The sequence below is a fragment of the Ventosimonas gracilis genome (assembly GCF_001580025.1).
GTDB lineage: Bacteria > Pseudomonadota > Gammaproteobacteria > Pseudomonadales > Pseudomonadaceae > Ventosimonas > Ventosimonas gracilis.
In genome coordinates this window covers 22,685-47,481 of the sequence record NZ_LSZO01000112.1, presented here as the reverse complement: position 1 = coordinate 47,481, position 24,797 = coordinate 22,685, and the positions used below count along the sequence as shown (strand labels likewise).

The 24,797-nt window shown below is 52.1% G+C and carries 21 protein-coding genes; 12 read left to right on the top strand and 9 right to left on the bottom strand.

What is annotated here, in order from left to right; genetic code table 11:
• Positions 1 to 20: 20 nt before the first annotated feature.
• Genes AXE65_RS05095 through AXE65_RS05085 form a run of 3 tightly spaced genes read right to left on the bottom strand, consistent with a single transcriptional unit; the run spans position 21 to position 2,675 of the window.
• Positions 21 to 515, bottom strand: coding sequence for a hypothetical protein (locus tag AXE65_RS05095; protein ID WP_068388993.1), 495 nt, complete (start codon positions 513 to 515; stop codon positions 21 to 23).
• A gap of 25 nt (positions 516 to 540) precedes the next feature.
• On the bottom strand, positions 541 to 906 hold the full coding sequence (locus AXE65_RS05090) for a YraN family protein (protein ID WP_068388990.1): 366 nt from the start codon (positions 904 to 906) through the stop codon (positions 541 to 543).
• Positions 903 to 2,675 carry a penicillin-binding protein activator gene (locus AXE65_RS05085; RefSeq protein ID WP_068388988.1) on the bottom strand — a complete coding sequence of 591 codons (1,773 nt, stop codon included), beginning with the start codon at positions 2,673 to 2,675 and terminating at the stop codon, positions 903 to 905. The genes AXE65_RS05090 and AXE65_RS05085 overlap by 4 nt, the downstream gene beginning before the upstream one ends.
• 104 nt (positions 2,676 to 2,779) lie before the next feature.
• Between AXE65_RS05085 and rsmI the strand changes: the two genes are divergently transcribed.
• The 8 genes from rsmI (at position 2,780) to AXE65_RS05045 (ending at position 11,611) form a co-directional block, all read left to right on the top strand.
• Entirely contained in the window at positions 2,780 to 3,622 is an 843-nt protein-coding gene (gene rsmI, locus AXE65_RS05080) for a 16S rRNA (cytidine(1402)-2'-O)-methyltransferase (protein WP_068388986.1), read from the top strand.
• Positions 3,623 to 3,732: 110 nt separating this feature from the next.
• Positions 3,733 to 4,635, top strand: coding sequence for a transporter substrate-binding domain-containing protein (locus AXE65_RS05075; RefSeq protein ID WP_068388984.1), 903 nt, complete (start codon positions 3,733 to 3,735; stop codon positions 4,633 to 4,635).
• Between the two features lie 53 nt (positions 4,636 to 4,688).
• Positions 4,689 to 5,441, top strand: a complete 753-nt coding sequence (locus AXE65_RS05070; RefSeq protein WP_068388981.1) for an amino acid ABC transporter permease — start codon at positions 4,689 to 4,691, stop codon at positions 5,439 to 5,441.
• Positions 5,442 to 5,443: 2 nt separating this feature from the next.
• Positions 5,444 to 6,115, top strand: coding sequence for an amino acid ABC transporter permease (locus AXE65_RS05065; protein ID WP_068388978.1), 672 nt, complete (start codon positions 5,444 to 5,446; stop codon positions 6,113 to 6,115).
• Between the two features lie 52 nt (positions 6,116 to 6,167).
• Positions 6,168 to 6,905, top strand: a complete 738-nt coding sequence (locus AXE65_RS05060) for an amino acid ABC transporter ATP-binding protein (RefSeq protein WP_068388975.1) — start codon at positions 6,168 to 6,170, stop codon at positions 6,903 to 6,905.
• Positions 6,906 to 7,195: 290 nt separating this feature from the next.
• Positions 7,196 to 8,941 carry a carbamoyltransferase family protein gene (locus tag AXE65_RS05055; protein WP_068388971.1) on the top strand — a complete coding sequence of 582 codons (1,746 nt, stop codon included), beginning with the start codon at positions 7,196 to 7,198 and terminating at the stop codon, positions 8,939 to 8,941.
• A gap of 3 nt (positions 8,942 to 8,944) precedes the next feature.
• On the top strand, positions 8,945 to 10,066 hold the full coding sequence (locus tag AXE65_RS05050; protein WP_068388968.1) for a glycosyltransferase: 1,122 nt from the start codon (positions 8,945 to 8,947) through the stop codon (positions 10,064 to 10,066).
• A gap of 30 nt (positions 10,067 to 10,096) precedes the next feature.
• On the top strand, positions 10,097 to 11,611 hold the full coding sequence (locus AXE65_RS05045) for a glycosyltransferase family protein (protein ID WP_068388966.1): 1,515 nt from the start codon (positions 10,097 to 10,099) through the stop codon (positions 11,609 to 11,611).
• 58 nt (positions 11,612 to 11,669) lie between these two features.
• Here AXE65_RS05045 and fdxA read toward each other — a convergent pair whose 3' ends face one another.
• The 5 genes from fdxA to AXE65_RS05020 all read right to left on the bottom strand — a co-directional run bounded on the left by fdxA (position 11,670) and on the right by AXE65_RS05020 (position 17,275).
• On the bottom strand, positions 11,670 to 11,993 hold the full coding sequence (gene fdxA, locus AXE65_RS05040; protein WP_068388963.1) for a ferredoxin FdxA: 324 nt from the start codon (positions 11,991 to 11,993) through the stop codon (positions 11,670 to 11,672).
• An 81-nt stretch (positions 11,994 to 12,074) separates the two neighbouring features.
• Positions 12,075 to 14,603, bottom strand: coding sequence for a DNA mismatch repair protein MutS (mutS, locus tag AXE65_RS05035; protein WP_068389032.1), 2,529 nt, complete (start codon positions 14,601 to 14,603; stop codon positions 12,075 to 12,077).
• Between the two features lie 275 nt (positions 14,604 to 14,878).
• The gene (locus AXE65_RS05030) at positions 14,879 to 15,337 is read right to left on the bottom strand and encodes an Hsp20 family protein (protein WP_068388962.1); all 459 of its coding nucleotides are present in this window, start codon (positions 15,335 to 15,337) and stop codon (positions 14,879 to 14,881) included.
• 124 nt (positions 15,338 to 15,461) lie between these two features.
• Complete coding sequence (gene eda, locus AXE65_RS05025; RefSeq protein WP_239685032.1) at positions 15,462 to 16,073, bottom strand: bifunctional 4-hydroxy-2-oxoglutarate aldolase/2-dehydro-3-deoxy-phosphogluconate aldolase; 612 nt, start codon at positions 16,071 to 16,073, stop codon at positions 15,462 to 15,464.
• A gap of 5 nt (positions 16,074 to 16,078) precedes the next feature.
• Entirely contained in the window at positions 16,079 to 17,275 is a 1,197-nt protein-coding gene (locus tag AXE65_RS05020; protein WP_068388957.1) for an amino acid aminotransferase, read from the bottom strand.
• Between the two features lie 311 nt (positions 17,276 to 17,586).
• Between AXE65_RS05020 and AXE65_RS05015 the strand changes: the two genes are divergently transcribed.
• Together AXE65_RS05015 and uvrB are read left to right on the top strand one after the other, a co-directional pair.
• Complete coding sequence (locus tag AXE65_RS05015) at positions 17,587 to 18,906, top strand: OprD family outer membrane porin (protein ID WP_068388954.1); 1,320 nt, start codon at positions 17,587 to 17,589, stop codon at positions 18,904 to 18,906.
• A gap of 185 nt (positions 18,907 to 19,091) precedes the next feature.
• Positions 19,092 to 21,104 carry an excinuclease ABC subunit UvrB gene (uvrB, locus tag AXE65_RS05010; protein WP_068388951.1) on the top strand — a complete coding sequence of 671 codons (2,013 nt, stop codon included), beginning with the start codon at positions 19,092 to 19,094 and terminating at the stop codon, positions 21,102 to 21,104.
• Positions 21,105 to 21,367: 263 nt separating this feature from the next.
• Here uvrB and AXE65_RS05005 read toward each other — a convergent pair whose 3' ends face one another.
• A complete protein-coding gene (locus tag AXE65_RS05005; RefSeq protein WP_068388948.1) occupies positions 21,368 to 22,264 on the bottom strand; it encodes a LysR family transcriptional regulator in 897 nt (298 codons plus the stop codon).
• A 122-nt stretch (positions 22,265 to 22,386) separates the two neighbouring features.
• Between AXE65_RS05005 and AXE65_RS05000 the strand changes: the two genes are divergently transcribed.
• Both AXE65_RS05000 and AXE65_RS04995 read left to right on the top strand, forming a co-directional pair.
• Positions 22,387 to 23,562: an acyl-CoA dehydrogenase gene (locus AXE65_RS05000; RefSeq protein WP_068388945.1), complete on the top strand. Its 1,176-nt coding sequence runs from the start codon at positions 22,387 to 22,389 to the stop codon at positions 23,560 to 23,562.
• A 13-nt stretch (positions 23,563 to 23,575) separates the two neighbouring features.
• Positions 23,576 to 24,796: a CaiB/BaiF CoA transferase family protein gene (locus AXE65_RS04995; protein WP_068388941.1), complete on the top strand. Its 1,221-nt coding sequence runs from the start codon at positions 23,576 to 23,578 to the stop codon at positions 24,794 to 24,796.
• The last annotated feature ends 1 nt before the right edge of the window (position 24,797 follow it).

The window sequence follows — 24,797 nt, the reverse complement described above, 5'->3', positions numbered from 1 at the left end:
TTTGCTTCGATAGGCTAGGTTTAGCGCAGACCCAAGTCCGCTTCCAACGCGGCAACCTGTTCTTGCAACTTCTGCAATTCATGACGGCGTTGCAGTACGGATGGATTTTCCTGTTGCTTTAAATCAGCAATTTGCTGCTCCAAGGCGGCTATTTGCTGCTCAATTTGCCGATTGCCTGCCGCTTTACCCTTGATTTCAGCGAGCAGCGCATTCAGTGATTGGCTAAGCGCAGCATATTGACGCTGCTGCCCGCTGCGTTCAAGCCCAACTTCGCGCTGCTCCTGTTCCAGCGAGGCATAAATGGCGCGAAAAAGCTGGTTAGCTTTTTGTTCATCGAGCAATAGGCGCTCTTTTTGCGCGACCCGCTCGGCATAAACGCCGCGTGTGCTGCATCCCAATTTAGTGCCAAACCCGCTATCGGCATTGCGAGGGTCGCACTGCTCGGCAGTCACAGTACAGCCGCCAAGGGCAAAAACGGATAATAAAGACAACGCCATCAGCCAATATCGAAACATGATAAATTCCTGAAAAACTCTGGTTTTAATAGCAACCTTCGGGCAGTTCAAAAGCATTTTTAATCCACTGCGGCTTTGCCGCTTCACCTAGCGTAATCACATCAAAACGGCAGGGCTTGTTATTTAATGCAGCCTGTTGCTGCAAAAACTGTTGAGCGCTGCGGGCGAGTTTTCTTTGTTTGCTGGCATCAACGCTCTGCACTGCACCGCCAAAATGGCTATTGCGGCGGTAACGCACTTCAACAAAAACCAAGCTGTCTTTATCTTGCATCACCAAATCCAGCTCGCCAAAACGACAGCGCCAGTTTTGTCTGAGCAGGCGCAGTCCTTGGCTTTGTAAAAAGGCTAAAGCGCAGGCTTCGGCCTCGCGCCCGCGTTCGCTGCTGGTCAAGGCGCTTCACCTATTGGCGACAGGCGCTGCACCTGGCCGTTTCTAAATGTCGCCCAAGGCAGCCTGCGCACAATGCGCAGATTATTATCGAGCGAAAGCTGTCCGCTTAGCCCTTCATAAGAGCTGCCTGCGACGTCTTTTAGCAGGCTCAAACGCGAAGCCAAGTGATACGCATCAATGCCCATCGCGTACAAGCGGCCCAAGCTGCTGTTGGCCTCTGGCCAGTTACTGGCGACTTGCTGGCGTAGCGGGTTGGAAGCATCCAGCAGCCAAGGCGTTTCACAAAAGAAAATACCTTCCAAATCACGCCCCTGCCCTGCCATCAAACTGCCGTTATACAGGTGCGAAGTGGCGTAAACCGGCAGATTGGCGGCGCGGTGATAGGCAAGAGTAGGCTTGACTTGTTGCGCCTGCTGGCTGGTGGCGGCGAGAAACATAAAGTCGGCTGATGCAAAGCCATCTGAAGTCGCGCGCAATTGGCGCAGCAGATTGGCAACTTGGTCGCTGATTTGTACCGGCTGGTCTAAATACTCAACGGCGACCAGCTCGCCGCCCAAAGCGCTCCAGCTCTGGTGAAACACATCCAGCACGCGCTCGCCCCATTCGCTTTTTGGCACCATCACCACGGCGCGGCGCATGCCGTCTGCCGCCGCTCGGCGGGCGACTTCTCGCGCTTCGTCTTCAGCAGCCAAGCCAAATTGGAATAAATCTGCCGGACCGCTGTGTTGTACATCGGCATAATTGAGCGCGAGCGTCGGCAGCGGCAGTTGTTCACGCATGGCGAGCTGGCGCACCAAGGGTTTTTCCAGCGGGCCGATAACCATCAGCGCGCCGGAAGCTTTGGCCTGTTGGTAGAACGCATCCATATCGCTGATTCGCTCGCTGTCATACACATCCACTAGCGGCGCCCTGCCCTGCGCTTTAAGCGCTTGCCATTGCGCAGCGATAAAACCATCACGCAAGGCCTGTCCAACAGCCGCCAGCGAGCCTTGCTGCGGTAATAACAAGGCCACCCGGGACAAATATTGGTCTTGTTGCGTCAGTAGCTGTAACAGCTCGGGCGGCAGTTTTTGTGCGGCGGGATGCCCTGGATTGTTTTGCACAAAAGTGCGAATGGCATCTTGCTGTTGATATAAAAGAGCGCCCGCTTCGCTCACCGACCGCGCCAAAGTCAGCCAGCCGTCCAGTACGCTGTCGCCGAGGGTTTCATGGATGGACGGCGCAAGATCTTTGGTCAACGTCCAGATGGCTTCATCGTTACTGGCCTGCTGAGCCTCTTCTTCCAGCAGCGGGGCGATATAAAGGCGCACACGCAGCGCGGCTAGTGCCTGTCCATTAGCCTCCAGCACGCGCGCGCGAACCTGCTGATAGCGTATTTGCTGCGAGAGGGGCAATTCATCCAAATGCGCAGGCGCAGGCTGCTCCAATGCCGCCATTGCCGCCTTATTCTGCCCTTGTGCCAAAGCGATTTCAGCCGTTAAAGCGCTGATTTGCATTTGTTCGGCCAAGGGCAACGAGGCTTGCGTGATTTGCGCAAGGATAGTGCTGGAAGACTCGATGTCGCCTTGCGCAAAGGCCAGTTCCGCTGCGCTAAGACGCAGTTTTTGTGCTTTTTCCGACTGGCCGCGCCCTGCCTTTTTCAGCAACTGCTCTACGCTGGGTGGTTCTACGGCCTGAGTGCCTTCCTGCTGGGCAGTCGGCGTATTGCGGCAGGCCACCAGCAAAGCAAGCAGGAAGAGAATCACAAACGGGTACAGGCGGGTCATCATGCAAGTCTTCCTGTGACTTAAAAAGTGCAGATTGTACTCAAGCCAAGAGCCATCGGGCGGACAAAGGTACACTATGGCATTTTTCGCATCTTAAGGATTAACCCTTGACCGGCACGCTCTATGTAGTGGCAACGCCCATTGGCAATCTAGAAGACATCAGCGCCCGAGCACTTCGCGTATTGCGCGAAGTGTCGCTGATTGCCGCCGAAGACACTCGTCACTCGCGCAAACTGCTTGCCCACTTTGCCATTGATACGCCGCTGATGGCCTGTCATGAACACAATGAACGCGCCACCAGCGCCCATCTGCTGGAACGTTTGCAGCAAGGACAAGACCTTGCCCTTATCAGCGACGCCGGTACGCCTTTAATTTCTGACCCCGGCTACCCTTTGGTGCAGCAAGCGCGTGCAGCAGGTATTGCCGTTGTGCCAATACCTGGCGCCTGTGCGCTGATTGCCGCACTGTCTGTCTCCGGCCTGCCCGCTGATGGTTTTATTTTTGATGGTTTTTTGCCCAGCAAAACCACCGCCCGCCGCGCCCGCCTTGAGCAGCTCGCGCGTCAATCACAAACGCTGATTTTTTACGAAGCGCCGCATCGTCTGCTTGCCTGTCTTACCGATATGACGGAGGTATTTGGCGACGACCGCCCCGCCGTTTTGGCGAGGGAGCTTACCAAGACCTTTGAAACGCTGATAAGCGCTCCCCTTGCAAGGTTGCAGAGGCAAGTTACTGAGAACACCCAGCAGCAACGCGGCGAATGCGTACTACTGGTTGGCGGTTTCAAGGAAGACAGCGCTGATAAGGCACTAGGCAGCGAGGCGCTGCACCTGCTCGATTTACTCCTGCAAGAGCTTTCACCCGCCAAAGCAGCATCGCTTGCCGCAAAAATCAGCGGCCAAAACAAACGGCTTTTCTATCGAGCAGCGCTTGAGCGAAAAAACCACTGAAATCTTTGCCTGCGTCTTGTACAAAAATTCAATCGCACTGCTACGCTTCTTAACACACCAAGCGCTACACTAGCGAACCCAAGCGTTTGACTTATCTTTGGAGAACTTATATGAACAAGCACTTACTGCCCCTCGCCGCCGCAACACTCGCCATCTTCACAGTGGGGGGCGCTTTGGCCGAGGGCACGCTCGATAAAATCAAAAATAGCGGCAGTGCTGCACTGGGCGTGCGTGAGTCTTCAGGTCTTGGTTATACCTTGGGCAATGGCAAATATGTCGGTTTTCATACCGAAATGGGTGAACGCATTTTGGCCGATATTCAAAAAGAGCTTGGCCTTGACAAGCTGGAGATTAAATATCAACCCATTACCTCACAAAACCGCGTCCCCTTAATCGTCAACGGCACCATAGACCTTGAATGCGGTTCAACCACCAATAATCGCGCCAGGCAAAAAGATGCAGACTTTGCCATAACCACTTATGTGGAAGCCGTGCGCATTGCCGTACGTGCCGACTCCAGCATTAAAGATCTTAAAGACTTAAACGGTAAAACCATCGTCACGACAACAGGCACTACCTCAGTACAAACGCTGCGTAAAAATAAACGCGCAGAAAATTTAAGCTTCCGTGAAATCATGGGCAAAGACCATTCCGACAGTTTTTTAATGCTAGAAAGTGGCCGCGCCGATGCCTTTGTGATGGACGGATCCATATTGGCAGCCAATATCGCCAAATCCAAATCACCGCAAAATTACAAAATCCTCGATGAAACACTGTCCTTGGAACCCATTGCCTGCATGCTGCGTAAAAACGACCCCGACTTTAAAAAAGCGGTGGATGATTCCATTAAACGGCAAATTGCCGATGGCTCATTACTTGAACTTTACAATAAATGGTTTATGCAACCCATTCCGCCAACCGGCGTTAATCTGAATATGCCGCTCTCAGCTGCGACCAAAGAAGCTTGGGATAACCCCAACAACAAACCGATGGAAGAATACGACGCTCAATAAAACCTCCACAATAAAAACAACATGCAAACTCCCATAACCAATGAGGCAAGACTATGAGCTGGGATTGGCAAGTTTTTTGTCAGGACAACATCAGTCAAGAGGTAGTCACCGGGTGTTTTGGCAAAGGCGGTGATGTCACTTACCTTGACTGGATGTTGTCCGCTTGGGGCTGGACGGTCTCAGTCGCCTTGTTGGCGCTGCTGGTAGCATTGCTATTTGGCACAGTAGTAGGCGTCTTGCGCACCTTGCCGGACAGCCGCTTCTGGCTGCGCCTTGGCAATGCTTGGGTGGAATTGTTCCGCAATATTCCATTGCTGGTGCAAATCTTTATCTGGTATCACGTGATACCCGCTTTTTTCCCCGCCATGAAAGCATTGCCGGGCTTTGTCTTGGTGGTATTTGCGCTGGGCTTTTTTACCTCAGCGCGTATTGCTGAACAGGTGCGCTCCGGCATTATGACGTTGCCGCGCGGACAGCGCATGGCGGGTATGGCGCTGGGGTTTAGCACCTTCCAATGTTACCGCTATGTGCTGCTGCCAATGGCCTTTCGCATCATTATTCCGCCACTGACCAGTGAAACCATGAATGTGTTTAAAAACTCATCCGTGGCCTTTGCCGTATCGGTCGCGGAACTCACCCTGTTTGCCATGCAGGCTCAAGAAGAAACCTCTCGCGGTGTTGAGATTTATCTTGCGGTAACAGCGCTTTATGTACTGTCCGCCTTGGCTAACAACCGCATTATGGCGTTTATTGAAAAACGCTTACGGGTTCCCGGAATGGTCGCAGCAGCCGGTGGAGGGCACTGAAGATGAACCTGCAACTGGACTGGTCGTTCTTTACTTGGGATTTATTTACCAACTTTGTTATTAAAGGTTTTTATTTCAGCGTCCAACTGACTGCAATTGCGACCATAGGTGGCGTATTCTTCGGCACATTGCTCGCCTTAATGCGCCTGTCTGGCAACAAATGGTTAATGACACCGGCGACTATTTATGTCAATGGCATGCGCTCCATCCCGCTGGTGATGGTGATTCTCTGGTTCTTTTTGTTAGTGCCACTATTGATTGGCAAACAAATTGGTGCAGAGGCCTCCGCGATCATTACCTTTATTGCTTTTGAATCGGCTTTTTTTAGCGAAATCATGCGCGCGGGCATTCAATCCATTCCACGCGGACAGGTATTTGCTGGACAAGCTCTCGGCATGACCTATAGTCAAAACATGCGTTTGGTAGTATTGCCGCAGGCTTTTCGCAATATGCTGCCGGTATTATTAATGCAAACCATTGTATTGTTTCAGGACACTTCCTTGGTTTATGCCATTGGTGCTTATGACATGCTCAAAGGCTTTGAAACCGCCGGTAAAAACTATGGCAGGCCGATTGAAGCGTATTTAGCCGCAGCGGTCACTTATTTTGTACTTTGTTACAGTCTGTCAACGCTGGTTAAACATCTGCATAAAAAAATCGCTGTTATTCGCTGAATTTTATCTGATACAAACCACTTAAATTCAAAAACACATAAAAGGAAAAGCCATGATTGATGTTATCAACGTCTCCAAATGGTACGGCAATATCCAGGTATTGACCGACTGCTCAACCCATATTGAAAAAGGCGAAGTGGTCGTTGTCTGCGGGCCTTCCGGTTCCGGCAAGTCCACTCTGATTAAAACCATTAACGCGCTGGAGCCTTTCCAAAAAGGCGAAGTGTTCGTTGACGGTGTCGCCGTGCATGACCCGAAAACCGACCTGCCCAAACTGCGCAGTCGGGTAGGCATGGTGTTTCAGCACTTTGAACTGTTCCCGCACCTTTCGGTGACAGAAAACCTGACGATTGCACAAATTAAAGTGCTGGGGCGTAACGCTACCGATGCCAAGGAACGCGGTTTAAAAATGCTTGATCGCGTAGGCTTAACGGCGCACAAGGATAAATATCCCGGGCAGCTTTCCGGCGGACAGCAACAGCGCGTTGCCATTGCCCGTGCACTGTCGATGGATCCCATCGTCATGCTGTTTGACGAACCCACCTCAGCGCTTGACCCGGAAATGGTCGGCGAAGTGCTGGAAGTGATGACCTCCCTTGCCCATGAAGGCATGACCATGATGTGCGTGACCCACGAAATGGGTTTTGCCAAACAAGTCAGCACCCGTGTCATTTTTATGGATGTCGGCGGCAAACTGCTGGAAGACTGCAGCAAAGAGGACTTTTTTGGTCACCCCGAAGCCCGCCAGCCGCGCACTCGCGAGTTTCTGGATAAAATCCTCGCACACTAGGGTCTGTTCCCGTTTCAACGCTGGTCGATTTGTAGCGCAAAGGCGCGGGAAGCGAGGTTTGCTCATGCAAATGAGCGACGAGTAACGCTTGCTGCGCAAAAAATCTGACCCGTCCCTTCGGGCTGCGCTGAAATAATGCGCACTGAGTTTGAGCAATACAGATACTTCACAAACCAATAGGGTAAACTCTGCGCCGTTTTTGTCACTTGTGCGCCACCTTAAATGTTTTTAACTGCCCTCTCGGTACCTGTTCTGCTTCCCTTTGCAGTGCAACTTGGTGAGATTTTTCCGTGTCATTGACCGTTCTTGGCCTGTCCGGCCCACTATCCCATGACCCTTCCGCCGCTTTGTATATCGACGGCAAACTGATTGCCGCCGTTGAGGAAGAGCGCTTTGTGCGCGACAAGCATGCGAAAAACCGCATGCCCTACGAATCGGCTCGTTTTTGCCTGATGCAAGCAGGCATCACGCCGGATGCCGTCGATGTGGTCGCCATCCCCTTTGCGCCGGTTAGCCTGTTTGGCCCGGCCCGTTGGCACTATGCGAGGCGCTATTGGTATGCGCCCGATCGAGCACTGGACGGCCTTATTAACGGTAATCGCCGTTATCGTCGTTACCTCAAACGCATCCAGTGGTGCTTGCAGCAGCTTGGTTTTAATCTGCGCAAAGTCAAAATTGAGCCGGTCGAACATCATTTGGCACACGCCGCCAGTGCCTATCTTTGTTCCGCTTTTAGTGAAAAAACCGCCATTTTGGGGATCGATGGCAAAGGCGAATACGCCACCACCTTTTTCGGCTGGGGTGAAAACGGGAAAATTCATAAAATCAAAGAGTTTTATGACCCCGACTCGCTCGGCGGCCTCTACGGCGCAATAACCGAGTATCTGGGCTTTGAGATGCTCGATGGCGAGTTCAAAGTTATGGGCATGGCACCCTACGGTGATGCCAACCGCTATGATTTCTCGCGGCTCGCACAGTTCAAAGACGGCAAGCTGCATATCAATACCGACTACGTCAATGTTATCGGCACGCGCCGCCATAAAGAGGCGGGCAAAGGCTATTACTTCTCGCCCAAGCTGATTGAGTGGTTAGGACCCAAGCGCCAAGGCGACGAGATTGATGAACCTTACATTCACTACGCCGCCAGCATGCAGGCACTATTTGAGAAACTGTCGCTGCAGATGCTCGATTACTATCTGGGTGACATCCTGAAAGAAACCGGCAAACTTGCCTTTGCCGGTGGCTGTGCACTTAACGTTAAGCTCAATCAAAAAATCATTGCCCGCGATGACGTTAAAGAGCTTTTTGTACAGCCTGCCGCCGGTGATGCCGGTACGGCGCTGGGTGCGGCGGCCTTTGTCTCGCAGCAACGCGGCGTGCCAGTGGAAAAACTGGAACACGTCTATCTGGGCCCAAGCTACAGTAATCAACAGGTTATCGCCGCCTGTACTCAGCACCCGCGTCAACCGCCGTGGCAACTGATTGAACAAGTACCAAAGCGTATCGCACAAATTCTGGCCGAAGGTCATCCGGTCGCTTGGTTTCAAGGGCGCATGGAATTTGGTCCCAGGGCTCTCGGCGGGCGCTCGATTATCGGCTGCCCCAGCATTAAAGGCGTAGCCGACCGGATTAACGAGCAGATTAAATACAGGGAGCGCTGGCGCCCTTTTTGCCCGTCCATGCTGGACAGCGTCGCCCCACAAATGCTGCAAACCGAACATCCCAGCCCGTTTATGACCTTTACCTTTGAGGTTAGCGATGAATGGAAAAACCGCGTGCCGGAAGTCGTACACGAAGACGGCACTTCCCGTGCCCAAGTACTCAAACGCGAACACCATCCGCGCTGGTACGACTTAATGCGCGAGTTGGAGAAACTCACCAATAACGGCGTAGTGCTGAATACCTCGCTAAACCGCCGCGGCGAACCGATGGTCTGCTCGCCCACCGATGCGCTGAATATGTTTTATGGTTCGGATTTACAGTATTTGATTATGGAAGATGTGCTGGTGATTAAAAATGAAACGGAAAAAACATAACGGATGGATACAACCACAGACCAGCACACACCTTGGGTACTGCAATTTACCCATGCACAGTACGGACCTTTTGTAGACTGCGCGAGGCAGTACGCCGCGTTGTTTCGTGATACGCCGTATAAAGTGTGTACGGTCTATCTAACCGGCGCTCCTGATGAAGCGGTTATACAAGGCTCTGCTTCCGACGAAGTGGTTTTTCTTAATCAAAGTAAACAGCAGGTGCGAGGATTAAAACTTCGTGCCATTGGCAAATTGCGCCGCCTACTTGGCACCCGTCGCTTTGTACTTTGCATAGCACATCGCGCCAAACCGATTTATATCGCGCTACTTGCCAGTCAATTACCAGTCATAGGCGTGCACCATGCCTTTGGTGACTATCAACGCTGGTCAAGGCGTTTTTTTGTCAAACGTTTCAAACAGCGTTTGGCTTTGCTCGGCGTATCCGATGCCACTTGTAAAAACATTCGGCACTGCATGCCAGACTGGCCAGACTGGCCAGAACATCGCCTTGCTACGCTGTATAACCGTGTCGATATTGCAGTACTGCAAGCGCAGCAGTTATCTCGTAAGCAAGCCCGCGTACAGCTTGGTTTACCAGCAGACGCTTTTATCGTGGCTAATGTCGGACGCTTGCATCCGGACAAAGACCAAGCATTACTTATTCGCGGCTTTGCTCAAGCGCGTTCGGCGCTGCCCGCCGGAGCAATACTGACCATTATAGGCAGCGGTCGTTTGGATATCCCACTAAAAGCCTTGGCCGCAGAGGAATTACCGAGTGAATCGGTACGCTTTTTAGGACAAGTTGATTTTGCACGGCGCTATTTCCAGGCATTTGACCAATTTGTTCTGACATCAAAAGAAGAAACCTTTGGTATCGTACTGCTCGAAGCCATGGCCGCAGGCGTTCCGGTAGTCTGTCGGGACGATTGCGGAGGCGGCGCTGAAGTTGCCGCGGATGAAGTGCTGTTTGCCGCCGATGCGGCGAGTCTGGCACAGGCCATGATCAATACTGCGCAGACTAGACACTTCCCCTATTACACAAAAGCACTGGAAAAATTTACCGACGCCGAGGCGCGAATCCGCTTCAAACGGCTGTTACAGCAATTTGCCATCCACTTGCCTTAATGATTATTCTTACCCCGATGCCGAATTTTTATGTTGCTATTTGCTAATTATTTTAAATTCCTTAAATCAACTCATCCTGTTTGCTTGGCCTTTTTTGCCAGCCTCGTACTTTCATTTATCGCCATACAGTTTGAGGTCACCTTAAGCAGGGATGCTGCGTTCTATTTGGATCTAACCCGATCATTTAACGAAAAAGGTCTGCACGGGCTGTTCCAATTTGATTGGCCTTGGTTTTTACTGCTTCTGGCCATCAGCCACAAGCTGACTGGCCTTGCGCTGGAAACCTTGGCGTATTTATGGGTATCGCTGTTTATGGCGACCACCTGTGCTTTACTGGTCGATATGCTGGTTCGGCGCATACCGGGCAGTAGCGGCTGGGCCTTGCTGGTCGTGCTGGCCATGCCTGCATTTAACCAATTCCGTGGTGATATTATTCGTGAGCACGGTTTTTGGTGCTTTAGCATGCTGGCGCTGTGGTTCGCGCTACGCTGGGATGAGCGTGGTGGTTGGAAGCTCGCTGTACTGATGCAATTATCCGTCGTGCTGGCTGCGCTATTTCGACTTGAAGCGATGCTATTGATGCCCGCATTGGTGCTATGGCGTATTTTACAGGTGCGCAATCAAGATGGATGGTTACGTCTTGCCCAAATAAGCTGGCTACCCATAGTAGTGGCAGTGGCTGGATTGTTTGCATTACAAATACTTGACAATCAATATTTAGACAGATTGAATAATTATCTATACAAGATCAACCCAAAAAATCTATTGGCTCAATTTACCCAGCTATCGGATAATTTTTCTTCCATGCTCCACAAGTGGATAGCAGATGATGCCGCAGCGATATTGTTTTTTGCTTTTCTTATTTATATTCTCGGCATATTTATTCGCTTGCTCGGTCCTTTTGCCCTGCCTTTTTTGTTTCCCTCAAGTTTCTTAAGGTATCGTATTTACTGGCAACGTTTTCAGCCCTTCGCGTTGGCCTTTATACTCTATTTTCTGGCATTAATGGTTTATTTCTTTTATCACCTGTTTATGAATGGGCGCTATACCAGCTATCTTAACCTGCTGGCTGTACCTGTAGCCACATTGGCACTGATGAATGTAGCTGAACGCTTTCCACGTGCGGTAAAACTATTGGTAGTTATTAGTATTGGGGTAATGATAGCCAATGTAATTTCATTGTCTCCTAAAAAAACCCATTATATTGAAGCGGCGAACTGGATAAAGCAGAACGAGCTACCTGATGAAGCCAGTAAAGCTTTTTATTTTGAAGACGGCCGCATTGCCTATTACGCAGGCTGGAGTTATGTATTTCCATATGATCAATCGGCAGAGCAAATATTAAATGATAAAAATACGAAACAAGGTTTCAGTTATTTTGTTTTTGAAGAAAACCCCGATACGCCTTGGCTGCTCGCTTGGTTTAAGCAGCATCCAGGTTACAAAATTTTAGCGCAATTTAGTAATGGTAAAAAAAACCTATTGATTATTGGCAACTGTGAAGAAAATCCGCTGGCTGGCTGTAAGGCGCTTTCTGCACCTTAAGGCGCGTTTTTATATTTGATACCCCCGCTTAGGGTCTGCCTGGCGGGGGCAATGTTTCTTAGCGCTCCAAATACTTTATTTTATTCTCAACGCCATCCCAGTCTTCGGCATCGGGCAGTGCGTCTTTTTTCTCGGTGATATTGCTCCAGCTTTGTGCCAGTTCAGCATTCAACTCGATAAATTCCTGCATATCGTCCGGTACTTCATCTTCTGAAAAGATGGCCTGCGCAGGGCATTCCGGCTCGCACAGGGCGCAGTCGATACATTCATCCGGGTGAATAACCAAAAAGTTAGGCCCTTCATAAAAACAGTCGACCGGGCAAACCTCCACACAATCGGTATATTTGCATTTAATGCAGTTGTCAGTGACAACAAAGGTCATTGGTTGTTCTCCAAAATACCCCAGCACTTAAAGCGGGTATGCATAAAAGTGCACAATTCTAGCAGCTTACCGTCGATGCCGTCATAGGCGTTTCTTCCACTCATATAACCACTCAAGCGCTTCACGCGGGCTAAGTTCGTTAAGGTCAAGCTGCTTTAATGCTTGTAAAACGGGGTGCGGCAGGCTGGCGAACAGATCCCCTTGCCTGGGTGCTTCGGCTTTGCCTGCCTTGTTTGCGCCAAGCACGCTGCCTGCTTCCAAACGAGTCAGATGCTCGCGGGCGCGGCAGATAACGGCATCCGGCACACCGGCGAGGGTGGCAACCGCCAAGCCGTAGCTTTGGCTGGCCGGACCTTTGCGCAGTTGGTGCAAAAAGACAATGCCCGAGTGATGCTCAGTCGCCGTAAGGTGCGCGTTTTCAATGGCCGATAGGCTGCCTGCCAGCGCGGTCAGCTCAAAATAGTGCGTAGCAAATAAGGTAAAGGCACGGCTTTTGGCAAGTTGCTCGGCAGCAGCAAAGGCCAGTGATAGGCCGTCAAAGGTGCTGGTTCCGCGGCCTACTTCATCCATCAGCACCAGGCTTTGCTCACTGGCGTTATGCAGGATATTGGCGGTTTCGCTCATTTCCACCATAAAGGTTGAGCGGCCACCGGCTAGGTCATCCGCCGAGCCGATACGGGTAAAGATGCGGTCTACCAAGGATAATTCACAGCGCGCCGCCGGTACTTGGCTGCCGATTTGCGCCAGCAGCACAATCAGCGCTGTTTGCCGCATATAGGTGGATTTTCCGCCCATATTTGGCCCGGTAATCATCAGCATGCGGGTCTCTTCATCCAGCGTTAAGTCATTGGCGACAAACGGACTGCCTGAAACCTGCTCAACCACCGGATGACGACCTTGCTCAATGCGCAAACAAGATGGCTCGCTAAAACGCGGGCGGCACAGGTTAAGCGTATGGGCGCGTTCGGCCAGATTGGCGAGTACGTCAAGTTCCGCCAAGGCCGATGCGCTTTGTTGCAATGCACCAAGCTGCTTATTACAAGCATCGAGCAACTGCTCATAAAGCTGCTTTTCCCGTGCCAAGGCGCGGCTTTGTGCGGAAAGTGCTTTATCTTCAAAGGCTTTGAGTTCCGCTGTAATAAAGCGCTCCGCGCCTTTTAGCGTTTGCCTTCTTTGATAGTCTGCTGGCGCGTTTTCGGCCTGGCTGCGCGGCAGTTCAATGTAATAGCCTTGCACCCGGTTATAACCGACTTTGAGCATGCTTAAGCCTGTGCGTTGCTTCTCGCGTTGCTCCAGCTGCAGCAGATAGCTGCCGGCATTTTCGTCAAGTGTGCGCAGTTCATCCAGTTCGTTGTCATAACCATTACGCAGCACACCGCTTTGCAACAGTATCGGCGGGCTTTCTACCAGCGCTTTTTGCAACTGCTCGGTAAGTTCGGGATAGGTTTTGATCTGTTCGGCCAGTGCCTGCACACGCGCAGCTTGTAGTTCGGCCAGTTGTTGTTGCAGTGCCGGCAAGGCGGCGAGCGCATCACGAAGACGCCCCAAGTCACGCGGGCGAGCGCTACGCAATCCCACACGGGCAAGAATGCGTTCGATATCACCTATTTTTTTTAACTGCACGGACAGCGGTTCAAACCGGTAGTTATCCAGCAGACAGTCGATGGCATCGAGACGCGCCTCTAGCACCTCTCGTCTGCGCAGTGGGCGATTAAGCCAACGCCCCAGCAGGCGGCTGCCCATTGCGCTTTGGCAGCGATCCATCACCGACTGCAAGGTATTGCTACTGCCGCCGGCAAGATTGACGCAAAGCTCCAGATTGCGGCGACTGGCGGCATCGATAATCACGCTGTCGCTTAACCGCTCATGCTGCAATCGCCGCAAATGTGGCAGCGCACTGCGCTGGGTTTCTTTGGCGTAAGCGAGCAAACAACCCGCCGCGCCCAAGCCGACCGAAAGCGCCTCGCAGCCAAAGCCTTTTAAATCCAGCACGGCAAATTGCTGGCACAGGCTTTTATGCGCGCTCGCCGGGTCAAAATCCCAAGGGGCGCGGCGGCGCAGTCCGCGGCGGTTAGCAAACGGCAAATCTTGAGGAAAATCTTCCGGAATTAACAGTTCAGCCGGTTCCAAACGGGCGAGTTCGGCGAGCAGCGTTTCCATGCCGGAAAATTCCTGCACGCTGAATTGGCCGCTGCTTAAATCCAGCACGGCAAGGCCAAAGCACTGCTCACTACCTGCCAGCGCGGCAACACGGTTGTCACTGCGTTCATCAAGCAAGGCTTCTTCGGTCAAGGTGCCTGGTGTGATAATGCGCACCACTTCGCGCGTCATCGGTCCTTTGCCGCCTTCGACCTCGCCGGTTTGCTCGCAGATAACCACCGATTCGCCCAATTTAAGCAACTTGGCGAGATAACCTTGTGCCGCGTGATAAGGCACACCGGCCATTGGGATCGGCTGCCCGGCCGATTGCCCGCGGGCGGTCAGGCTAATGTCGAGCAACTTGGCGGCCTTTTTCGCATCCTCATAAAACAGTTCATAAAAATCACCCATGCGGTAAAACATTAATTGGTCGGGATACTGGTTTTTCAGCTTCCAGTACTGCTGCATCATGGGCGTGTGTTGAATGCCATAAACCTCTTGATTTTTATTGTATTTATCCTGTTTTTCAAGATTTTTCACAGGGTTACTTGCACTGTTTTTCATTCATCCAAGACCTTGGGCAACACTCAAAAATCGACAAAACTTAGCATTTCAGCGTAACTTTTTTGAGTACGTATGAGAAGTTGCCGAGTCTTATAGGTCGGTAATATGGGATTTCAGTGCTTGCTACGCTTGATGCAAATCCCCTTCCCCACTTGTGGGAGAAGGGGAAAGGGCCAATCCAATTAGCCTTCAATCACCGGCTGGCGATTATTGATGCTGATGCGTTTGGGTTTGGCTTCTTCCGGCACCACACGCAGCAGGTCGATATTAAGCAGCCCGTGTTCCAGCGAGGCGTTTTTGACCTCGATATGGTCGGCCAAACGGAACGACAGTTTAAAGGCACGGCGAGCAATGCCTTGGTGCAAATAGGTCACGCCGCCCGCATCGTTCGCACCTTCTTGTTCACGGCGGCTGCCGCTTACCGAAAGTACGCCGCGCTCAACGGAAAGTTCCAGGTCATCCTCCTTAAAACCCGCCGCCGCAATCACGATGCGGTATTGGTCATCGCCGTGTTTCTCAACGTTGTAGGGCGGGTAGGAGCTGGTTTCACTGCTGCGCAGCGCCGATTCAAACAAATCGTTGAAGCGGTCAAAACCAATGGATTGACGGAACAAAGGGGCAAGGGAAAGTACGTTACTCATGGCTATTCTCCTGATATTCAGCGAAAAATTAACAGACCCGATTTCGGCATCTGCAAAACCCAAGATAGGGATAGCCTTTAAGATTTCAAGTCGCTCGATTTTTTACAAACTTTTACAAAATCTTTCAACCAGCCAACGCACAAGCCTCAAGCGCTCGTTTGCGGATTTGCGCAAAATCTCCACTGCGGATTAAATCCGGCGGGCAAACCCAACTGCCGCCCACACAGGGAACATTGGCAAGCGCCAATAAATCGGCCAAGTCCGTCGCTTTAATCCCGCCAGTCGGACAAAATTGCAGGTCGGGGAAGACCGCCAGCAGGCTTTGCAATGCACCACCGGTCAAGGCAGGAAATAACTTAAGACAGCTAAAACCGGCCTGCTGCGCACCTAATATTTCAGAAGGCGTCATCACGCCGGGCAGCCAAGGCAAGCCGCAATCGGCCGCTGCGTCCGCGAGCTTGCGGGTAAATCCAGGGCTTACGGCAAATTGCGCTCCGGCATCCATTGCCTGTTGAAACTGTGCCGGTAAAGTCAAACTGCCCACTCCCACGCAAAGCTGCGGCAGTGCCTTGCGAATCGCGGTGAGCGCCGCCAATGCTTGCGGGGTGCGCAGCGCAACCTCCAACACATTAAGCCCACCTTCATGTAGCGCGGTGGCCAAAGGAATGGCAAGACAAGGCTTATCAATCTGCAATAACGGCAATAGTGGATAAGCGCGGCGCAGCAGCGACTTCATCCGCATCACAGCACTTTGGCAATGGCGCTTACGACCTGCTCCAGGTTGCTGTGATTAAGCGCCGCCATGCAGATGCGCCCGCTGCCCACGGCATAAATGGCAAATTCATCACGCAGCCTATCCACCTGCTGCGCACTCAAGCCCGAATACGAGAACATACCGCGCTGGCGGGTAATAAAGGAAAAATCACGCCCGCTAACTTGTTCGCCCAAACGCGCGGCCAGCATCTGGCGCATAGCGCAAATACGCCCGCGCATTTGGGTGAGTTCCTGCTGCCACAGTGCGCTTAGTTCCGCGCTGCCCAAAACAGTAGAAACCAACGCGGCACCGTGAATGGGCGGATTGGAATAATTGCCGCGAATAACCCGTTTAATTTGCGAGCGCACACGCTCTGCCTCGCCCGATGACGCGCAGACCAACGACAACGCCCCTATCCGCTCGCCGTATAAGGAAAACGACTTGGAAAACGAACTCGCCAACAAAAACGTCAAACCGGAACCCGCCAATAAACGCACGACTTCGGCATCTTCATAAATGCCTTGTGCAAAACCTTGATAGGCCATATCCAAAAACGGCACTAAATCACGCTCTTTAATCAGCGAGATCAGCACTTGCCAGTCATCTGCATCAAGATCAACGCCGGTCGGGTTATGGCAACAGGCGTGCAACAGCACGATCGAACGCGGCGGTAATGCACGTAAATCTTCCAGCATGCCGGCCAAATCAACACCCTGGCTTTGGGCGTCGTAATAGCGGTAGCCCTGCACCTTAAAGCCCGCGCCGCCAAATAGAGCGCGGTGGTTTTCCCAGCTTGGGTCACTGATGGCGACCACAGCATCCGGCAACAGTGTTTTTAAAAAATCCGCGCCGATTTTTAGCGCTCCGGTGCCGCCCAAGGCTTGGCAAGTCACCACCCGCTGCGCTTGCAATAATTCAGATTTTTCACCAAACAACAGATGCTGCACGCACTGGTTGTAGGCGGGCAGCCCGTCAATCGGCAAATAACCAGGTGCGGCGGGCGTTGCGAGCAGGCTTTGCTGCGCCTTGCAGGTCGCTTGCAGCAATGGAATACGTCCGCCTTCATCAAAATAAACGCCAACGCCCAAGTTGATTTTTCCGCGGCGCGGGTCGCTGTTAAAGGCTTCATTGAGCCCCAAAATCGGGTCACGAGGAGCCAGAGTTACCGCAGAAAAAAGCGTCATAGTCGCGAAATTCCAACCAGCCGGAAAAACGTCAGTGTAACGCCAAGGCTTGCCCAGGGCGAGCCGCAAAATACCGTAAAATACAGGCCACTCAGCTTATCAAGCCCGGTATAGCGCCTTGATCAAGGCTCCCAAGGCCAAACCCTTACAAAAAATCCGCCTTAATGGATGAAAACTTGAAAGTACTGTTGTATATTCGCGATTGCGAAGGCAACCCCTACAACTGTCATTCGCTTAAAGAAGCTGCACATAACAAATGGTGAATTCTGGCTTTGCCGATGGCAAATACCCAACATTGAAGGAGCAATACAATGCAAGCTATGAAACACAGCCTTATCGCACTGGCCGTTGCTGCGGCCAGCAGCCAGCTCGCGCTGGCTGAAGCCGAGAGCAAACAGGCCGATGCCAAAGGCTTTGTCGAAGGAGCCAGTGCGCAGTTGCTGCTGCGCAATACCTACTGGAATCGTGACTGGAAGAGCAAATCGGCCGACACCGACAACGCGGCCTGGGCGCAAGGCTTTATCGGTAAATTTGAATCTGGCTTTACTCAAGGCGTCGTAGGTTTCGGCTTGGATGCCTTTGGTCTGCTGGCTGTTCGCCTGGATGGAGGCGCGGGAAAAGCAGGCGCTGACAGTCAAGGAGGGCTTATGTCTGGCTTCCTTGCATCCGAGAGACGCCCAAACTCTAAAGGTCTGCTTGCTCCTCGCGATGAGTGGGGGCATGTTGGTGCAGCAGTCAAAGCGCGTTTTTCCGGCACTGTGCTGAAATATGGGCATCAAATGCCAGAGCTTCCCGTGCTCTCGATTGATGACTCGCGTGTACTGCCACAGTCCTTCACCGGTACATTGCTGACCAGTCAGGAAGTTGAAGGCTTGCAAGTGGATATTGGGCGCTTTACTCAAGACAGTCCAATGGCTTTTGCTTCGCGTGACCCCGGTGAATTGAAGAGTATCAATATTGCTGGCGCACGTTACACCACTAATGAAGACGCTACTTCCTTCGCACTGTATGGCTCACGTGTTGAAGATACTCTCAGAAAACTCTATGCAGGAGCCTACCACTCTATTGACCTGGGCGGAGAACAATCTGTTGAGTTGGATTTTAACTACTATCGTACCAAGTATCGCAGTCAATATACCAATACGGGTCAATCAGAAAAAAACACTATCTGGAGCCTGCAAAGCACCTATAATATTGGTGGGCATGGTTTAATTTTGGCCTACCAACAAAGCTCCGGTAGCTGGGCGTATGATTATGATGTAGGTGATGGCGGCGGTACTATCTGGTTGGCTAACTCGTTCTTCTCTGATTTCAATCAAGAAGATGAGAAGTCTCTACAACTTGGCTATTCGCTCGATTTTAGTGAATACGGTATGGCCGGTTTAAGTTGGCGTATGGCTTATGTCTATGGTGAGCAAAAATCCTCGGCAACCACCAATGACAAAAAAGGCCATGAGCGCGACTTCTATAATCAGGTTAAATATACCGTTCAAGACGGCTCATTGAAAAATTTAACATTTAAAGTGCGTAATGGTATTTATCGAGGTTCTAACAACGTAACCGACATGGGGCAGTCAGATCTTAACGAATGGCGCTTGTTTGTTGAATACCCGCTGGATTTAACCTTCTAATCAAGCCACCAATAAAAACCCGGCGCTAAGGCCGGGTTTTTATTGTGCATCACTTAAAAATAGTAATAGCTTTTGCAAGTATCTCTTCAATAATAACAGAAGGCCATAACGCTACTCGCCGTATTTTCAGCGCCGCATTTAGAGTATCCTGTCTGCCTGTCTTTTACGATATTTAGCGCCGCCCTATGTCCCGCTTTCAACTGGTAACTTCCTTTGCTCCCGCGGGTGACCAGCCCGAGGCTATTCGCTTGATGGCCGAAGGCATTGAAGCAGGGCTTGCTTATCAGACCCTGCTCGGCGTAACCGGCTCCGGCAAAACCTTCAGTATTGCCAATGTTATTGCCAAGGTGCAGCGCCCTGCGCTGGTGCTTGCGCCCAATAAAACACTGGCGGCGCAGCTTTATGGCGAGTTTAAGGCGTTTTTTCCGCATAACGCGGTCGAGTATTTTGTTTCTTATTATGACTATTACCAGCCGGAGGCTTATGTTCCGGCCTCAGATACTTTTATCGAAAAAGACGCATCGATTAACGACCATATCGAGCAAATGCGTTTATCGGCCACTAAAGCGCTGATTGAACGGCCTGATGTCATTGTGGTTTGTACCGTTTCTTCCATTTACGGCTTGGGCAGCCCCGAAGAATATTTAAAAATGGTGCTGCATTTATCGAGGGGCGATAAAATTGGCCAACGTGATTTACTGCGCCGTCTCACTGAATTGCACTATAGCCGTAATGAAATTGATTTTGCCCGTGCCAGTTTTCGCGTTCGTGGCGATGTGATTGATGTGTTTCCGGCGGAATCGGATTTAGCAGCCATTCGCATTGATCTATTTGATGATGAAGTTGAAAGCCTAACGGCTTTTGACCCATTAACCGGTGAACTATTAAAAAAACTGCCGCGCTTTACTTTTTATCCGAAAACCCACTACGTTACTCCACGTGAAACGCTATTGGCGGCAGTAGAAGCCATTAAAGAAGAATTAAAGCAACGCCTGCATCTGTTGCGTGAAAATGGCCGCTTGTTGGAAGCGCAGCGCCTCGAACAGCGTACCCGTTTTGATTTGGAAATGATTTTGGAAGTGGGCTACTGCGCCGGTATCGAAAACTACTCGCGCTATTTATCCGGTCGCGCAGCGGGCGAGCCGCCGCCGACCTTGTACGATTATCTGCCGGATAACGCGCTGCTGATTATTGATGAATCACATGTGAGCGTGCCGCAAGTCGGCGCGATGTTTAAAGGCGACCGTTCGCGCAAGGAAACCTTGGTGGAATACGGCTTTCGTCTGCCTTCAGCATTGGATAATCGTCCACTGCGTTTTGAGGAATGGGAAGCCGTCAGCCCACAAGTGATTTTTGTTTCGGCAACGCCAGGTGCTTATGAAGCCGAACACGCCGGGCGTGTTATCGAGCAAGTGGTACGCCCTACCGGCTTGGTTGACCCGCAAATTGAAGTCCGTCCGGCGAAAACCCAAGTGGACGATTTGCTCTCGCAAATCAGGCAGCGCAGCGCGGCGGGCGAACGCGTGCTGGTGACGACTTTGACCAAGCGCATGGCCGAAGACTTGACCGATTACTTAAGCGACCATCAGGTCAAAGTACGTTATTTGCATTCGGACATCGACACGGTCGAGCGCGTGGAAATTATCCGCGACCTGCGCACTGGCCTGTTCGACGCACTGGTCGGCATTAACCTGCTGCGCGAAGGCCTGGATATGCCAGAAGTCTCACTCGTTGCGATTTTGGATGCCGACAAGGAAGGCTTTTTGCGCAGTGAGCGTTCACTGATCCAAACCATTGGCCGCGCCGCGCGTAACCTGCACGGCAAAGCCATTCTTTATGCCGATAACATCACCGGCTCAATGCGTCGCGCCATTGATGAGACCGAACGTCGCCGCGCCAAGCAAATGGCCTTTAACAAGGCGCACGGCATAGTGCCGCATGGCGTGCAAAAAGACGTGCGCGACATTCTTGAAGGCGCAATGACGCCGGGCGCACGCACCGCCAAGCGCAAAGCTAAAATCGCCCATATCGAAAGCCTTGAATATAACGCTGCGCTACGTACGCCTGCAGAAATCGACAAACGCATTAGCCAACTGGAAACACAAATGCTGCAACACGCCCGCGACCTCGAATTTGAAGCGGCCGCCCGCGTGCGTGATGAAATCAAAGCACTACGCGAGCAGTTGCTGCGCAGCTAGGGTCTGCTCCCGCTTCAAACGCGAGCCGCGCTGCTGCTCAAAATTTCGCCAGACTAGGCGCAGCATGCAGCCAATGTGTACAACCTTGGCAAATGCTGCAACAACGTATGGCGAAATTTTGCGCGCAGCCCGAAGGGACGGGGCAGATTTTGCGCGCCGCTGTGTTGCTCGTCGTTCATTTGCATGAGCAAATTTCTCTTCTCGCGCCTTGCCGCGCGTAAAATCTGCCTCCGTCGCGGCCACGTTTGAAGCGGGAACAGACCCTAGGCTCGCTCCCTCGCCTGCCCTACCAGCCAATCACGCAACGCACAAAGCGCTGCAACTTGCGCCTTGCGTTCGGGAATGATCAGGTAATAGGCGCGGTTTTCATCGGTAAGTGGCGCATCCATCAGGATTTGCAAGCGCCCATCGGCCAGTTCCTGTTGAATCAGCAACGGTGGAATCAGTGCAGCGCCCAGCCCGTGACAAGCCGCTTGCGCCAGCATGGAGAACAATTCCAAGCGCGGCCCGTGCAAATCTTGCGCCACATTCACGCCTTGTGCGGCAAACCACTGCCGCCAGGCGTGCGGGCGGGTGCTCTGCTGCAACAAGGGCAAGCGTGCAAGCTGCGCTGCATTGATGGGGGCGGACAAGCCTGCCAGTAATGCAGGACTTGCCACCGGCAGTAACGCCTCATGTAATAAAAAATGCGCCTGCGTACCCGGCCAGTCACCATCGCCGGAGTAAATCGCCGCGTCAAAATCCGTTGCGGCAAACAAAAACGGGCGAGTGCGGGTGGTTAAATTCAGGCTGGTTTGCGGATAGCGCAGCCCAAAATCGGTCAGTCTTGGTAACAGCCACTGTGTGGCAAAGGTCGGCACCACAGCCAGCTCCAAACTCACCATACCTTGTGGACGGCGCATGGCGAGGCAGTCACGTTCCAAGCCATCCAGTTGTGCAGTGACTTTACGGCTGTAGGCAAGTCCTGCTTCGGTTAGTTTTACGCCACGCTGGGTTCGGCGGAATAACTCGCAGCCCAAAAACGTTTCCAGCGCCGCAATCTGCCTGCAAACCGCGCTTTGCGTCAGGGCGAGTTCTTCTGCCGCGCGGGTAAAACTCTGCTGGCGGGCGGCGGCCTCAAAGGCGAGCAGTGCCGCAGTACTTGGGATTTTGCGACGCATGGGCGATTCCAGAATGCAAAAAACGCACAATAATGTGCAAAATTCTCGCTTGTCCAGCCGCTGCGCAGTGCTTAGCATCCCTTTTATTGATGGTGCTTCCAATAAAATCCAAGGAGAACACAATGCAAGCTGCTTTTAACTGGCAAGACCCGCTGCTATTGGATGCGCAGCTTTCTGAAGAAGAACGCCTGCTGCGTGAAACGGCTCGCAGTTATGCCGAAGACAAACTGGCTCCTCGTGTGCTGCAAGCCTTCCGCGAAGAAAAAACCGACCCGGCCATCTTTCGTGAAATGGGCGAACTGGGTCTGCTCGGCGCAACACTACCCGAACAATACGGCGGCAGTGGCTTAAATTACGTGAGCTACGGCCTGATTGCCCGTGAAATCGAACGCGTGGATTCAGGCTACCGCTCGATGATGAGCGTGCAGTCGTCCTTGGTCATGCTGCCGATCTATGAGTTCGGCAGTGAAGCGACCAGGCAAAAATATCTGCCAAAACTGGCCAGTGGCCAGCTGATTGGCTGCTTTGGTTTGACCGAACCCAATCATGGCTCAGACCCCGGCAGCATGGCGACCCGCGCGCGCAAAGTGGAAGGCGGTTACTCCTTATCCGGCAGCAAAACCTGGATTACCAACAGCCCAATTGCCGATGTATTTGTTGTCTGGGCAAAAGACGACGAAGGCAAAATTCGCGGTTTTGTACTGGAAAAAGGCTTTAAAGGCTTAACCGCTCCGGCGCTGCACGGCAAAGTGGGGCTGCGTGCTTCGATTACCGGCGAAGTCGTGATGGATGAAGTATTCGTCCCCGAAGAAAACGCCTTCCCCGATGTACGTGGTCTGCGTGGGCCTTTTACCTGTCTTAACTCCGCCCGCTACGGCATTGCCTGGGGGGCACTGGGCGCGGCGGAAGACTGCTGGCTACGGGCGCGCCAATATGTGCTGGAGCGCAAGCAGTTTGGCCGTCCGCTGGCGCAAAACCAGCTTATCCAAAAGAAACTCGCCGACATGCAGACGGAAATTTGTCTTGGCCTGCAAGGCTGTCTGCGTCTTGGCCGGATGAAGGATGAAGGCAGCGCTGCGGTTGAAATCACCTCCATCATGAAGCGCAATAGTTGTGGCAAGTCACTCGACATTGCCCGTAGCGCTCGTGACATGCTGGGCGGCAATGGCATCAGCGACGAATTTGGTATTGCACGGCACTTGGTTAATCTGGAAGTGGTCAACACCTACGAAGGCACCCACGATATTCACGCGCTGATTTTGGGGCGTGCACAAACCGGTTTGCAGGCGTTCTGTTAAAAAAGAGGCTGTTATGTCCGCACTTTCGGGTATTCGTGTATTGGATTTATCGCGTATTCTGGCAGGCCCCTGGGCCGGCCAGATATTGGCCGATTTAGGGGCAGAGGTGATAAAAGTAGAACGCCCCGGCAGTGGCGACGATACCCGCGGCTGGGGGCCGCCTTTTGTTAAAGACCCAGATGGCGTTGATGGCCAAGAGGCGGCTTATTATCACTGTGCCAATCGTAATAAACAGTCCATCACATTGGATTTTACGCAAAAAGAAGGACAGCAACTGGCAATAGCGCTTGCCAAACAATCCGATGTATTGATTGAAAACTTTAAAGTCGGCGGACTGGCCGCTTATGGCCTTGATTATCCATCATTAAAAGCCATTAACCCGAAACTGATTTACTGCTCCATTACCGGCTTTGGTCAAAACGGCCCTTATGCTAAACGCGCCGGTTATGATTTTATGATTCAAGGTATGGGCGGCTTAATGAGTTTAACCGGCCATCCCGATACTGAAGAAGGCGGCGGACCGATGAAAGTCGGCGTGGCTTTAACCGATATTCAATGCGGACTTTATTCGGCCATCGGCATTCTTGCCGCACTGGTTCAGCGTGAAAAAACCGGTGAAGGCCAGCACATTGATATGGCGCTATTGGATGTGCAAGTCGCCTGTCTTGCCAATCAGGCGATGAATTATTTAGTCAGTGGTCAATCGCCAAAACGCCTTGGCAACGCGCACCCTAATATTGTGCCTTATCAGGATTTTCCCACGGCTGACGGCAATATGATTTTGGCGATTGGTAATGACCGCCAGTTCCGTGCATTTTGTGAATTGGCGGATTGTATCCATTTGGCGGATAACCCCGATTTTGCAACCAATGCCGCACGGGTTAAAAATCGCAGCGAGTTAATTCCCCTGCTGCGCCAACGTACGGTATTTAAAACCACTGCGAACTGGATAACGCTATTGGAAGCGGCCAGCGTACCTTGTGGGCCGATTAATAATTTGCAGCAGGTATTTGCCAACGAGCAGGTTAAAGCGAGGGGACTGCATCTTGACTTGCCCCACCCAACCTTTGGCAGTGTCCCGCAAGTAGCCAGCCCGCTACGCTTATCAAAAAGCCCGGTCTCCTACCACAGTGCAGCACCGCAACTGGGCGAACATACTGAGCATCTACTGACTGAATTATTGGGATTATCTTCAGCAGAAATTGCACAATTACGCACAATAGGCGTCATTTAAA

Coding starts and splice junctions, on each gene's coding strand:
- AXE65_RS05095 (WP_068388993.1), bottom strand. CDS start 515: ATGTTTCGATATTGGCTGATGGCGTTGTCTTTATTATCCGTTTTTGCC.
- AXE65_RS05085 (WP_068388988.1), bottom strand. CDS start 2,675: ATGATGACCCGCCTGTACCCGTTTGTGATTCTCTTCCTGCTTGCTTTG.
- AXE65_RS05075 (WP_068388984.1), top strand. CDS start 3,733: ATGAACAAGCACTTACTGCCCCTCGCCGCCGCAACACTCGCCATCTTC.
- AXE65_RS05070 (WP_068388981.1), top strand. CDS start 4,689: ATGAGCTGGGATTGGCAAGTTTTTTGTCAGGACAACATCAGTCAAGAG.
- AXE65_RS05065 (WP_068388978.1), top strand. CDS start 5,444: ATGAACCTGCAACTGGACTGGTCGTTCTTTACTTGGGATTTATTTACC.
- AXE65_RS05060 (WP_068388975.1), top strand. CDS start 6,168: ATGATTGATGTTATCAACGTCTCCAAATGGTACGGCAATATCCAGGTA.
- AXE65_RS05050 (WP_068388968.1), top strand. CDS start 8,945: ATGGATACAACCACAGACCAGCACACACCTTGGGTACTGCAATTTACC.
- AXE65_RS05045 (WP_068388966.1), top strand. CDS start 10,097: ATGTTGCTATTTGCTAATTATTTTAAATTCCTTAAATCAACTCATCCT.
- fdxA (WP_068388963.1), bottom strand. CDS start 11,993: ATGACCTTTGTTGTCACTGACAACTGCATTAAATGCAAATATACCGAT.
- mutS (WP_068389032.1), bottom strand. CDS start 14,603: ATGATGCAGCAGTACTGGAAGCTGAAAAACCAGTATCCCGACCAATTA.
- AXE65_RS05030 (WP_068388962.1), bottom strand. CDS start 15,337: ATGAGTAACGTACTTTCCCTTGCCCCTTTGTTCCGTCAATCCATTGGT.
- eda (WP_239685032.1), bottom strand. CDS start 16,073: ATGAAGTCGCTGCTGCGCCGCGCTTATCCACTATTGCCGTTATTGCAG.
- AXE65_RS05020 (WP_068388957.1), bottom strand. CDS start 17,275: ATGACGCTTTTTTCTGCGGTAACTCTGGCTCCTCGTGACCCGATTTTG.
- AXE65_RS05015 (WP_068388954.1), top strand. CDS start 17,587: ATGCAAGCTATGAAACACAGCCTTATCGCACTGGCCGTTGCTGCGGCC.
- uvrB (WP_068388951.1), top strand. CDS start 19,092: ATGTCCCGCTTTCAACTGGTAACTTCCTTTGCTCCCGCGGGTGACCAG.
- AXE65_RS05005 (WP_068388948.1), bottom strand. CDS start 22,264: ATGCGTCGCAAAATCCCAAGTACTGCGGCACTGCTCGCCTTTGAGGCC.
- AXE65_RS05000 (WP_068388945.1), top strand. CDS start 22,387: ATGCAAGCTGCTTTTAACTGGCAAGACCCGCTGCTATTGGATGCGCAG.
- AXE65_RS04995 (WP_068388941.1), top strand. CDS start 23,576: ATGTCCGCACTTTCGGGTATTCGTGTATTGGATTTATCGCGTATTCTG.